We start from the raw sequence: 14,300 nt of genomic DNA on the forward strand, positions 1-14,300 counted from the left end.
TTCAAACACTCTCCAGTTCTGCCAGGAAATCACTCAACTCATCGACATCCGCTGCGCTGGCAGGCGCCAGCTCAGCCATCGTCGCCACGTAGTCCGCAAGTCGCCCGGCACCGAACAGGGCTGAAAGCGGCACCTCCAGCCCCAGCAGCAACTGCACGCGCTGGGTCGCCTGGACTGCCAGCAGCGAATGCCCGCCCAGCTCGAAGAAGTTGTCGTTCATGCCGACCCTTTCAAGCTTCAGCACATCGGCCCAGATCGCTGCCACCTGCGCTTCAAGTTCGCTACAAGGCGCCACGAAACCTTGCTGAAGCGTGTTTGCATCCGGTGCAGGCAGGGCTTTGCGGTCCAACTTGCCATTGGGGGTCAGTGGCAGAGCGTCCAGCGCGACGAAGTGCGCCGGGACCATGTATTCCGGGAGCATGGCCTTCAGGTACTCACGCAGGGTGTCGCGAAGCGCCTGCATGCACGCGTCAGCCACAAGGTACGCGACCAGTTGCCGCCCACCCGGGCCTTCGCTATCGATCACCACCGCTTCGCGAATGGCGGGATGCGCAAGCAGCTTGAGTTCGATCTCGCCCAGCTCGATGCGGAAGCCACGAATCTTCACCTGATGATCGATACGCCCGATGTACTCGATCATGCCGTCGTTGCGATAGGACGCCAGATCACCTGTCCGGTACAGACGGCCTCCGCCTTGCTCGGAAGTATCGAAAGGATCGGGCAGGAATTTCTCCGCGGTCAGTGCCGGACGCCCCAGGTAGCCCCGGGCAAGACCGGCACCGGTAAGGCAGAGCTCGCCCGCAACCCCGGACGGCATGGATTTACCATTGATGTCCAGCGTGTACGCTGTCGTGTTCGCGATAGGCCGGCCAATATTGGCTCGCCCACCGGACTCACGGCGGGTCCAGGTGGAATAGGTGGTGTCTTCGGACGGCCCGTACAGGTCGTAGACATGCTCCACGTGGCCCAGTGCATAGAGCCTGTCCACCACTGGCTGCCGCAAAGGTTCGCCTGCCAGGTTGACAATGCGCACGCTCGCAGGCAGCGAACCGGCGTCGAGCAGCGCCTTGATGGCCGAGGGCACGGTATTGACCAGGCGTACGCGTTCTCGTGCAGCCAGGTAGGGCAGTTCCAGCGCATTCTGCGCGAGCACCGCGTAGCCACCCGCAGCCAGCGTGACAAACAGCTCCCATACCGACAGGTCGAAACAGATGGACGTCGATGCCAGCACGCCTTGCAGGTCCTGCGTGGTGTAGACCGTCCGCGCCCAACCGATCAGCGCCGTGACATTGCGGTGCTCGATCAGCACACCTTTGGGCAGTCCCGTGGATCCCGAGGTGTAGATGCTCAGCGCCAGGTTGCCCGGCGCGGTGACATTGTCCAGATTCCCATCAGCGTCGTCTCGCAGCTGCAACCGGTCAAGCAGCAAGACTTCGGCCGTCCCGCCCTGCGGCAGGCGATCCGCCAGCGAAGCCTGGGACAGCAACAGGCGAGCCTGACTGTCCTGCATCATGTAGGCCAGGCGATCACGGGGGTAGAGAGGGTCCAGCGGCACATACGCACCGCCTGCCTTCAAGATGGCAAGGAGACCGATCACCATCTCCAGGCCGCGCTCGAGTGCGACCCCTACCAGCACATCCGGGCCCACCCCGCGTTCGCGAAGGTGGTGCGCCAACTGGTTGGCACGCCGGTTGAGTTGCTGATAGGTCAGGTGTTGGTCGCCGAAAATCAGCGCGGTGGCGTTCGGCGTGCGAACGGCCTGCGCTTCGATCAACAGGTGTACACAGGGCGCGTCCGAAAGCGACAAGGCATCACCGTGTCGATGAGCGAGGTCTTGCAGGTCCTCGTCCTGGGTCGTCATTGCCAGGTCACCCAGCCTCTGATCTGCGCCATTGACCAGCGCCTGCAACAGCGTGCCGAAGTGGCGGGCGATCTGCGCGATGCTTTCTTGCGCGAAACACTGGCGGTCGTAGCTGTAGTGCACCGACAGGTGCGTACCTGCACCAATCGCCAGGGTCAGCGGCACGCTCGACTGTTCATGCCCGTGCACGTTGCCGAACACGAGCCCGGCGGGTGCGCTCTGCTGCAGTGCATCGCCGACCGGGTAGTTCTCGAACACCAGCAAGGTATCGAACAGCCCTTCCCCACCCGATCCGGCCCAGCGCTGGATGTCGTACAAGGGGCTGTGTTCGTATTCGCGCAGCGCCAGGTTCTGCGCCTGCAGTTGCTGCACCCATTCCGCCACCCGCTGCTGCGGACGCGGGTTGGCGACCACCGGCAGCGTGTTGATGAACAGCCCCAGCTGCTGCTCGACGCCGCGCAGCTCCGCCGGGCGACCGGATACCGTCGCGCCGAAGCTCACGCACGATTGCCCGGTGTAACGCTGCAGAAGCAGAAGCCACGCCGCTTGCACCAAGGTATTGACGGTCACCCGCTGCTGCCGGGCAAAAGCAGCCAGCGCCTGCGTCTGCTGCTCGCTCAAGCGCTGCTGGTGTTCACCGTAACCGGTACCCAGGCGGGCCTTGTCCTGACGCATGGCCAGTGCCAGGCGCGTAGGCTCGTTCAGGTCATGCAACTGCTGCTGCCAGAAGGCCTGAGCTTGCAGGGCATCCTGGCGCTGCAGCCATTCGATGTAATCGCGATAGCGGCCCGTCAGCCCACCGTTCGGCACCCCGGCATAAGCCTGGAGCACCTCAGCGAGCAACTGCGCATTGCTCCAGCCATCCATCAGAATGTGATGGCTGGTGAAGACCAGATGGCACGATGCTTCGCTGGTGCGGATAACCGCCAGGCGCAGCAGGGGGTCATGCTGCAGGTCGAAGCCCTTGCGCAGATCCGCTTCGGCCCAGCTGTCCAGGGCCGCACCCTGCTCCGCGATGCCTGCCCAGTCCAGGTACGTGAACGGCAATTCGAGCTGCCTGCGAATGACCTGCAGCGGGTGCTGGAAGCAGGTCACGAAGTTGGCCCTGAGCACCTCATGGCGATCGACAGCGGCCTGCCAGGCAAGCCTGAAGCGTGGCACGTCGAGCCCTTTGACGTCGACGCGCATCTGGTTGATGTAATGCCCCCCGCCTTGCTCGAACAGGCTGTGGAACAGCATGCCCTGCTGCATGGGTGCAAGGGGATAGAGGTCTTCGATCTGCGCCGCCGGAACAGGCAGGCTGTCCAGTTGGGCCTGGGTCAGCCCGGCCAGCGGAACATCCGAAGGCGTCAAACCTGCGTGGGTATCCGCCAGGCAATGCTCGACAATCGCCTTGAGCTCGGCAGCGAACTGGTCGGCCAGGCGCTGCACCGTGTCAACGTTGAACATGTCACGGCTGAAGGTCCACTCAAGGCTCAGCTCACCGGCATAGACCTGGCCATTGATCGACAACCAATTGTCCAGCGGCGCTTCGCTGCTCTGGCTGGCGCCGGCGCTTTCGCCAGCGGGCACCAGGAATGCCGACGCATCGGCGTCCGAGCCCGGCGCGAAGCTGCCGTCGAACTGCCCCAGGTAGTTGAAGGTGATGCGTGGGTTCGGCAACTGCGCAAGCGCTGCGCGGGCCTGCTCATCGCCCAGGTAGCGCAGGGCACCGTAGCCGATGCCTTTGTCCGGGATCGACCGCAGCTGCTCCTTGATCTGCTTGATCGACGCATCAAGCGTCTGCTCGGGGCTCAGTCGCACCGGGAACACACTGGTGAACCAGCCCACGGTCCGCGTCAGGTCAATGGTATCGAACAACTCTTCGCGGCCATGCCCCTCCAGCTGCACGAGCACGTCGCTACGCTGGGTCCAGCGTGCGATGACGCGGGCCAGTGCAGTCAGCAGCAAGTCGTTGACCTGCGTACGGTAGGCAGCAGGTGCCTGTTGCAACAGTTGCCGGGTACTGGCCGAGTCAAGACGGGTGCGGGCGGTGCCGACATGCATGCCATGCAACGAGCCACCCGGGTTGTCGCAAGGCAGGTCTGCATCAGCCTGGCCGAGTTGCGCCTGCCAGTAAGCCAGCTGCGCCTGCAGTGTTTCGCTGCGTGCGTAGCGCTGCAAGTGCGCAGCCCACGCCTGGGTCGCGCTGGTCTTGGCTGGCAGGTCGACTGGCTGGCCGGCATGCAACTGGCGGTAGGCGGTTTGCAGGTCTTCCAGCAGCACACGCCAGGACACCCCGTCCACCACCAGGTGATGGATCGCCAGCAACACGCGCTGGCTGCCATCCGCGAGGGTTGCCAGCAATGCCCGCAGCAACGGGCCACGCTGCAGGTCAAGGCTACCCTGGACGTCATTGCACAACGCTTCAAGCGCCTCGGCATCCGCCACAGTAGCCTGCCACAGCAGACCTTGCTGTGGCTCTGGCGAACCGTACCGAGCCGTCCATTCACCCTCTGCACAATCGAAGCGCAGGCGCAGCGCGTCATGGTGGATCACCAGGGCCTGAAGCGCTTGCTCCAGTGCCTGGCTGTCGAGCGCCTGACCTGCCTTGAGCAACAGCGCCTGGTTCCAGTGGTGGCGCTGGGCAATGTCCTGCTCGAAGAACGATTGCTGGATCGGCAGCAGCAGGGTCTGGCCTGTGGCAGCCTTCTGCTCGATCAGCAGTCCACCTTCGTCCCCTTGCCTGGCGACCGAGGCCAGCCCTTGGACGGTCTGGTGCTGGAACAGCTCTTTGGGGGTGAAGCGGATACCCGCCTGGCGCGCGCGGCTGACCACCTGGATCGAAATGATGGAGTCGCCACCCAGTTCGAAGAAGTTGTCGGACAGCCCCACCTTGTCGACTTTCAGAACATCCGCCCAGATCCCGGCGATGGTCTGCTCCAGCGCATTTCGAGGTGCCACGTACACTTGCTGCAGCTGAGTGACGTCAGGCGCTGGCAGGCCCTTGCGGTCCAGCTTGCCATTGGGCGTGAGCGGCAACGTGTCGAGGAATACCAGGTGCGTGGGCACCATGTAGTCCGGCAAGGTCGCCTTGAGGTGATCGCGCAGTTCGCTGCGCAGCAGGCTTTGCCCCGGCAGGTCGTCGAGTTGCACATCCGCACTGACCAGATACGCGGCGAGCTGCTTGCCGCCTGGGCCCTGGATGTCGATGACCACACTTTCGCGCACCGCCGGGTGATCCTGCAACCGCGCCTCGATCTCGCCAAGCTCGATACGGAAACCGCGGATCTTGACCTGATGGTCGATGCGCCCCAGGTAGTCAACCAGACCGTCGGCGCGTGTGCGGGTCAGGTCACCGCTGCGGTAGACGCGCTCGCCGTTCGCGGCGAACGGGTCGGGGACGAAGCGCTCGGCGGTCAGGCCTGGGCGGTCGAGATAGCCACGCGCCAGGCAGAGCCCGCCGAGGAACAGTTCGCCACTGTGCCCCAACGGCACCAGGTTGAGGCTGGCATCGAGGACATAACTGCGGCGGCGCCCGACCAGCCGGCCGATAGGCGCGTAGGCCGCGCCGCAGGTATCGCCTGGCGACGCGCTCCAGAGCAACGGTGTGACCACGGTTTCGGTCGGCCCGTAGCCGTTGAAGATGTATTGCGGACGCAGGGCCTGCCAGGCCAGCTCGTATCCGGCTTGCGGTACGGCATCACCACCGAAGCAATAAATGCGCACCGGTGGCGGGTTGCCCACGCGCAGGGCATGCTCGGCCAGCTGTTGCAGATAGACCGGCGGGAACACGGCAATGGTCACGCCATGCCGGTGCATCTCGGCGTAGGCCTGCTCGGGCAGCCACAGGCTGTCGTCACGCACCAGCACACTGGCGCCGTTGATCAGCAGGTGCATCCAGGCCTCATGGGCGCCATCGAAGGCGAAGGACATGAAGTGCAACTCACAATCCTGCGGGCCGGTTTCATAGCGTTCACCGTTGGCCAGAATGTGCGAGGCCAGAGGCCCGTGCGCCACTGCGACACCCTTGGGCATGCCGGTCGAGCCCGAGGTGTAGATCACATAGGCAAGGTTGTGCTTTGACAGCGCCACCTCGGGCGCCGTGTCCGGGCCTTGCTGCCAGGCGGCCGGCAGGTCCACCGCCAGCGTCGGCAACCCATGCGGGATCGGCAGCGTGCCCAGCACATCGCTCTGCGTCAGCACCAAGGCCGCAGCGCAGTCCTGCATCATGTAGCGCAAGCGGTCCTGCGGATAGGCGATGTCCAGCGGCACATACACGCCACCTGCCTTGAGCACCGCCATGAACGCCACCATGATGTCGGTGGAGCGGCGCATGGCGATGACCACCCTGACCTCCGGGCCGACGCCTTGCTCGATCAAGCGGTGCGCCAGGCGATTGGCCTGCGCATCGAGTTGGCGGTAGCTCAGGCGTTGATCGTCGAAGCGGATCGCGATGGCTTCGGGCGTGCGGGTAACCTGGTCTGCGAACAGTTGATGGACGAAACGGTCGTCCGGATGGTCGTCGCCAGTCTGGTCCCACCTTGCCAACAGTTGCTCACGCTCCTGGCTGCCCAGCATCGCCAGTTCGGCGACACGCTGATGGGGTTGACGCACGATGTCGGCCAGCAGGTTGCACCAATGCTGCGCCAGCGCCTCGATGCGCGGGCGGTCGAACAGCGACGTGGCGTAGACCAGCGAGGCCCCCAGCCCGTCGGCATGCTCGAAGGTATCAAGGGTCAGGTCGAACTGTGCGGTATAGCGCTCCCAGGCCATGCCTTGAACTTCCAGCCCGGGCAGGCTGCGCGCCTGCCCCCGCTGTTCGGTCTGGTGATTGTAGAGCGCCTGGAACAGCGGGCTGTGGCTCAGGCTGCGCTCAGGGTGCAGCGCCTCGACCAACTGCTCGAACGGCAGGTCCTGATGGGCCTGGGCCGCCAGGGCCGTCTGACGCGTTTGCTCCAGCAGCTGGCTGAAGGTGGTGTGCAGGTCGAACTCGGCCTTGAGCACCTGGGTATTGACGAAGAAGCCGATCAGGCGTTCGGTTTCCAGGCGGTTACGGTTAGCGATCGGCACCCCGACGCGAATGTCGTCCTGCCCCGAATAGCGGTGCAACAGGGTCTGGAAGCTGGCCAACAGCAGCATGAACAGGCTGACGCCCTGCTGCTGGGCCAATGCCTTAAGCGCCTGCACGAGGTCGCGGTCCAGGTCGATGGCGAAACTGGCGCCGGCGAAGTCCTGGTTAGCCGGGCGCGGGCGATCGCCGGGCAGTTCGAGCACCGGTTGCCTGTCGCCCAGCTGGGCCTTCCAGTAGGCCAGCTGGCGCTCACGCTCACCGGCCTCCATCCACTGCCGCTGCCATACGGCGTAGTCGGCGTACTGGACAGGCAGCTCAGGCAACTGCGCCGCCTGCCCGTTGCGCAGCCCTTGGTACAACTGCACCAGTTCATCGACCATCACCGGCATCGACCAGCCATCGGAGACGATATGGTGCAAGGTCAGTACGAGGACATGGTCATCCTCGGTCACGCGCAACAGTTTCACGCGCAGCAATGGCCCGTGCTCCAAATCGAACGGGCGTTGCGTCTCTGCCTCGACCAGGTGCTTGAGCTGTGCGGCCTGTTCGTCTCCCTCGCACGGTTCGACCCCTTCGCAGGCCAGGCTGAACGGCTGCGCCGGGTGGATCACCTGCAGGGCTTGGTCACCGACCTGGCGGAAGGTGGTACGCAGGGTCTCGTGCCGCGCGATCAGCGCTTCGAAACTCAGGCGCAGTGCCTCGACATCCAGCTCGCCGCGCAGTCGCAGGACCGTGGCCATGTTGTAGGCGGTACTTTCAGGGGCCATCTGCCAGAAGAACCACTGCCGCTGCTGGGCATAAGACAAGGCCAACGGCTGCGTGCGGTCGACCGGCTGCAACGCCAGGGCAGGCCCGTGCATGCCCTGCCCTGTCAAGGCGACGAAATCAGCCAGCACCGGGGCTTCGAAAAGCGTGCGCAGGGGTATTTCCAGGCCCAGCGCCTGGCGAATGCGCGAGGTGACCTGGGTAGCCAGCAACGAATGCCCGCCCAGTTCGAAGAAATGGTCGGTCAGGCCGATGCGTTCAACCTTGAGGACCTGGGCCCAGATGGCTGCAATCTGTTTTTCGCGTTCGCTGCGAGCGGGCACGTAGGCAGGCTGGTCGAGGCTCAGGTCGGGCCTTGGCAGTGCCTTGCGGTCCAGCTTGCCGTTCGGCGTCAGCGGCAATTGGCCGAGGAACATCAGGTGCGCCGGAACCATGTAGTCCGGCAATGCAGCCTTGAGGTGGCTTGCCAGGTTTTCACGCAGCGCATCCTGCGGCTCAACACCGCCCTCGATCACCAGATAGGCCACCAGTTGCTTGCCGGTGGGCCCGTCGATGTCGATGACCTGTGCTTCACGCACCCTGGCATGCTCTTGCAGTCGCGCCTCGATCTCGCCCAGTTCGATGCGCAGGCCGCGAATCTTGACTTGATGGTCGATGCGACCGACATAGTCGAGAACACCTTCGACACGGGCGCTTGCCAGATCGCCGGTACGGTACAGACGGCCGCCGCCGACCGGGTCGAACGGGTCGGGAATGAAACGCTCGGCGGTCAGCGCCGGGCGGTTGAAATAGCCACGGGCGAGGCAGCCGCGACCACCGATCAGCAGTTCGTTCACCCAACCGGCCGGGGCCAGGACAAGGCCATCGTCACAGACATACGTCACCCTGCCGCCCACCGCCCGCCCGATCGGCACGATGGCCTTGCCACCGGCACCCGGCTGCAAGCCTGCACAATCCTGCACGGTGGTTACCACGGTCGCTTCGGTAGGCCCATAGGTATTGAGCAGGCGCGCCTGCTGCAATCCGCTGGCGTACCAGTCGCCAAGGCTTTCCATCGGCATGGCTTCACCGCCCACGTGCACCTGACGCAGCGACGCGCAGGCGCCGGCGGGCAGCTTTTCCGCCGCCAGCATGCGCCAGTAGGCGGTGGTCAGGTCCGCCACGGTGATGCCGTGGGTGACGATGGCCTGCTTGAGGGTTTCGATGTCCCACAGCTGCGAGCCGCGCATGACGACCCGGGCACCGCAACACAAGGCCGGGTAGAGCTGCTCGACAAAACCGTCGAAGTTGACCGTGGCGAACTGCAGCACCCGATCACTGGCATCGAGCCGCGAATAGTCAGCCGCCACGCTGCAGAACACCGACAGCTCCCGATGAGCGATGGCCACACCTTTGGGCTTGCCGGTAGACCCGGAGGTGTAGATCACATAAGCCAGGTTGTCGGGGACGGTCAGGCTCACCGGGTTGGCCGCACTGTAGTTGCCCAGCCAGTGCTCATCCGCCTGCATTTCAAGGCAGGTCACCGCTGTGGAAACCGGCAGCATCGGTGCCAGGTGGGGCTGGGTCAGGAGCAGGTGAACACCGCTGTCCTGCATCATGAAGCGCAGGCGCTCCTGCGGGTATTGCGGGTCGAGCGGCACATAGGCACCACCGGCCTTGAGAATGCCAAGCAGGCCTACCACCATGTCCAGGCTGCGTTCCACGGCGATGCCAACACGCACCTCAGGCCCCACGCCAAGCTCGCGCAGCTTGTGGGCCAACTGGTTGGCGCGGCGGTTGAGTGCCTGATACGTCAACGCCTGATCATCGAGGACCAGCGCCGTAGCCTCCGGTGCGCGCAGAACCTGCGCCTCGAACAGCTGATGCACGCCGAGGCCTTCGGCGAAACGCAAGGGGGCCGGGTCGACGGCTTCGAGTGCCAGCTTGTGCTGGACAGCCGAGAGCAAAGACAGCTCGGCCACCGGCAATGCCGCGTCACTGGCCAAGGCGCCCAGCAGGTTGACCCAGACCGATGCCAGGCGTTCGATACGCTCGACGTCGAACAGGTCCGATGCATAGCCAAAGGAAGCGATCACACCATCGCTGCGTTCGAGGGTGTCCAGCGACAGGTCGAACTGCGTGGTGTGCTCGACCAGGTCGACCTCCTCGACGCGCAGCCCTTGCACGCTGTCGCCGGAAACCCGCTCGCCAAGGTCGCTCAGGTGGTTGTACATGACCTGGAACAGCGGGTTGTGGCCCAACCCCCGCTCGGGTTTGAGCGCTTCCACCAGCACATCGAAGGGGATGTCCTTGTTCGCCTGAGCTTGCAGGGTGGTCTCCTTGACCGCCAGCAACAAGTGCCTGAAGGACTGCAACGGATCGACCGCCACGCGAGCGACCAGCGTGTTGACGAAGAAACCGATCAGCCCTTCCAGCTCAAGGCGATTGCGGTTGGTCACCGGCATGCCGATGTTGAGCGTTTCGCGCCCGCTGTAGCGCGACAGCAGCAGTGCGAACGAGGCCAGGAACACATGGAACAGCGTGGCATTGGCAGCAACCGCCAGGCGCTGCAGATCGGCGGTGAGCGCGGCAGGCAGGAGCACATCCACGCGCCCGCCGCGATAGCTCTGGACCTGAGGGCGAATACGGTCGGCAGGCAGTTCGAGGACTGAAAAATCGTCTTCCAGCGTGGTTTTCCAGAATGCCAGCTGGGCCTGCAGCTCGCCCGAGGCCAGGCGTTCGCGCTGCCAGGCGGCGTAATCGGCGTACTGCACCGCCAGCGCCTGGCGCTCGAGCGACTGCCCGGTGGTGTGCGCGTTGTAGACGGCAGCCAGCTCGCGGACCATGACGCTCATGGACCAGCCGTCCGAGACGATGTGGTGCAACAGCACGGTCAGCACCTGCTCCTGCGAGCCACCCTGGAACAGCTTGACCCGAATCAGCGGCCCCTGCTCGAGGTCGAAGGGCGTAAGCGCCTCGTCCTGTAGGCGCTGCTGCAGCGCCCGGCCGTCGGCAGTGCTGAGGTCATGGTACTCGATGCACGGCGACGCTGCGGGCAGTATGCGCTGCCGGGGGATGCCGTCATGCTCTTCGAAGATCGTGCGCAGGGATTCATGGCGCATCACCAGCGCATCGAACGCGGCCTGCAACGCGGCCCGGTCCACCTGGCCTTGCAAGCGGATGGCCAGGGGGGTGTTGTAGGCGGTGCTTTGCGGGTGCAGCTTCCAGAACATCCACTGGCGATACTGGGCGTGCGAAACCTGCAGTGGCACCGTCCGGTCCAGCACCTGGATCTCTCCCCCGGCGACCTGCTCCAGCCCCTGCAGCGCCTCGACGAAACCGGACAGGTCGGCAGTGTCGAACAGCGCCCGCAAGGCCACGTCCAGGCGCAGTTGCTGCCTGATCCGCGAGACCACCTGAGTGGCCAGCAGCGAATGGCCACCCAAGGCGAAGAAATTGTCGTCGAGGCCGACCTGGGCCTGTTGCAACACGTCGGCCCAAATGGCCGCGACCTGCATCTGCAGTGCGGTCTCGGGAGCCCGGTAAAGGGCTGTGACAGCGACCGGCTCAGGCAATGCCTTGACGTCGACCTTGCCGTTGAGGGTTACCGGCAGATGCTCCAGCAGCATCAGGTAATGCGGCACCAGATGCTCAGGCAGGGCGAGCTTCAACGCGGCCCGGATACCGTCGACGACTGCTTGACGGGCTTCGTCCTGCGCAGCCCAGTGCTGCGGGACCAGGTAGGCGGCCAGCTGCCGATCGGCGTCTTCGCCAACCACGCGCACAACGGCGCTTTCGATCCCCGGCAACTGCCGCAGACAGGCATCGATCTCGGCCAGTTCGACGCGGTAGCCGCGAATCTTCACCTGGCCATCGATGCGCCCGGCAAACATGCATTCGCCGTCAGCGTTCAGGCGTACCCAGTCGCCGGTACGGTACATCCTCGCACCCTCGATGCCGCAGGGGTCGGGCACGAAGCGCTCGGCGGTCAGCGCCGCCTGGCCCAGGTAGCCACGCGCAAGCCCTGCACCGGCAATATAGAGCTCCCCCCTGGCCTTGCCGGGCACGGGCTGAAGGCAGCTGTCCAGCGCATGGGCGCGCAGGTTTTCCAGCGGCTGGCCGAGCACCGGGCGATCCTGCAGGGCATGGGTAAGGACGCCGACCGTCGTCTCGGTGGGGCCATAGTGGTTGATCACGTCGAGGTCGGGCGCCAAGGCCTTGATGCGGCCCAGAAGCGCCGCAGTGCACGCTTCGCCCCCGACCACCAGGCAGCGCCGTGGCAAGGCTTCGGCACCTGCGGCGAGCATGGCCTGCAAGTGCGAGGGGACGATCTTCAGTGCATCGATGGCATGCGCCTGCAGGTAGGCGGCGAAGACCTGGGCATCGAGCACGGTCTCCTTGGGCAGCATGTGCAGGGTCTTGCCGTAGCACAGTGCACCGAACAGCATGGTGTGGCCAAGGTCGGCCGCCGGCGTGGTGACCATCGCCAGGTTGCCGATCTGGTCCATGGGCAGGCGTTGGCTGACGCCGCGCACGTAGTTGACCAAGGCGCCATGGCTGACCGCGACGCCCTTGGGCTTGCCGGTGGTGCCGGAGGTGTAGATGACATAGGCAAGGTTGTCGGCATGGACCGCCACCTTGGGCGCCGACGCTGACGGGTAGTCGCCCGCCACGTCAATCGCTGCGACGCCTTCAGGCAGGCTGATCTGCCCCGCTCGGCCCACTACCCACTTGACCTCGCTGTCGGCAAGCATGAAGTCGATGCGCAACTGGGGCTGGTCAGGGTCCAGCGGCAGGTAGGCGGCACCGGCCTTGAGCACGGCCAGGATGCCGATGAGCATCTCGCAGGACCGGTCGGCCACCACGCCGACCCGCTGATCCAGCCGTACGCCACGCGCCAGCAGTGCGTGGGCCAGGGCATCCGAGCGTGCCTGCAAGGTGGCATAGCTGATTCGACCGGCGTCGCCGCTCGCTGCAAGGCCTTGCAGGTTGAGGTTGGCGGCCGTTTCGATCAGGTGATGAACGCACAGGCCGGGCGTTTGCGCCCCGGCAGCTTGCGGCTCCAGCGGCTGTACCGCCTGGGTCGCCAACGGCAGCTCGCCAACCGCAGTGGCGGGCGATTGGGTCAGCCCGTCGAGCAGTCGCAGCCAGTCCTCGCCGAAACCGATGATCGTGGCTTCTTCGAAGACATCCAGCGCATAGGTGAACACCGCGTGCAGACGCCCGGCGCTTTCATAGGTGTCCAGGGCAAGGTCGAAGCGAGCGCTGTGCTTGTCCAGGGCGACTTTTTCCAGCGTCAGCCCACTGCCAAGGCGGACCTGACCGGCGTCGGCGATGGCCGCCTGGTGGTTGAACAGCACCTGGAACAACGGGCTTTGCGCGCTGCTGCGATCCAGTTCGAGCGCCTCGACCAGGCGCTCGAACGGCAGGTCCTGGTGCGCCTGGGCGCCCAGGGCGGTGTCTTTGACCCGGCCGAGTAGCTGGCTCACATCCATGAGCGGGTCGATATCGGTATGCAGCACCTGGGTGTTGATGAAGCAACCGATCAAGCCTTCTACTTCGGTACGGTGGCGGTTGGCGACCGGAACGCCGACGCGGATGGCGCGCTGGCCACTGTAGCGTTGCAGCAGCAGCTTGAACGATGCCAGCAGCACCATGAACAGGGTAACCCCCTGGGCACTGGCCAACGCCCTGAGACGCTCGGCAAGCGCTGGGTCGACCTGCAACTCGCGCCGCGCGCCGCGATGGCTCGGTGCGCCGACACGGGAATGGTCGAGCGGCAACTCAAGCACGGCATGATCATCACCCAGCTTCTCGCGCCAGTAGCTCAGCTGTCGCTCCTGCTCACCGGCTTCCAGCCAGCTGCGTTGCCACAGCGCATAGTCGCGGTACTGGATGGGCAGCGCCGGCAGGGTCGCTTCGCTGCCCTGACAGGCAGCATCGTACAAACGCACGAACTCGTCGATCAGCACGTTCAGCGACCAGCCATCGGCCACGATGTGGTGCAGGGTGAGCAGCAGCACGTGCTCGTCGGCGGCCAGTTGCAGCAGGTTCACGCGCAACAGCGGCCCTTGCAGCAGGTTGAAAGGTGCCTGCGCCTGGGCTTCGGCCAGTGACGCGACACGGGCTTCGCGCTGCGCCGCTGCCTGGGCGGTGAGGTCGTGCTCGACGATGGCAACGGCCTCGGCAGCGAGGACCTCCTGGTACAGATGCTCACCCTGGGTACGCAGGCGCGTACGCAGGCTTTCGTGGCGCGCAACCAGGCGATCGAACGCTTGCTGCAGGGCCTGGCGGTCGAGCTTGCCCTTCAGGCGCACGGCCATGGGCAGGTTGTAGGCAGCGCCCTGGGGGTCCAGCTGCCAGAGAAACGACATACGCCGCTGGGCGTAGGACAACCCATCGCGGTCATCGCAGGCAACATCGGCAGGGATCGGAAACAAGGAAAAATCGACGCCCTCTGCCTTTAGCCCGGCCAGGAACAAACGGCGTTTCTCCGGCGGTAGTTCGATAAAGCGGCGAGCGAGTTTCAACGAGTTTTCGGCATTCATGCAATGCGTCCTTAGCGATAGGAAGCGGGACCACAGGGCCCAGTCATCCCTCAAAGACGAAACAGCCGCGAGCTGATTTAGCCAAAGCCCCGGC

General features: G+C 65.0%; 1 protein-coding gene. It reads right to left on the minus strand.

Annotated features, from left to right (window positions below; genetic code table 11):
• Position 1: 1 nt before the first annotated feature.
• On the minus strand, positions 2-14,206 hold the full coding sequence (locus QQ992_RS19490; RefSeq protein ID WP_286110747.1) for a non-ribosomal peptide synthase/polyketide synthase: 14,205 nt from the start codon (positions 14,204-14,206) through the stop codon (positions 2-4).
• Positions 14,207-14,300 lie beyond the last annotated feature (94 nt).

Source organism: Pseudomonas kurunegalensis, assembly GCF_030291635.1.
Taxonomy (GTDB): Bacteria; Pseudomonadota; Gammaproteobacteria; order Pseudomonadales; family Pseudomonadaceae; genus Aquipseudomonas; species Aquipseudomonas monteilii.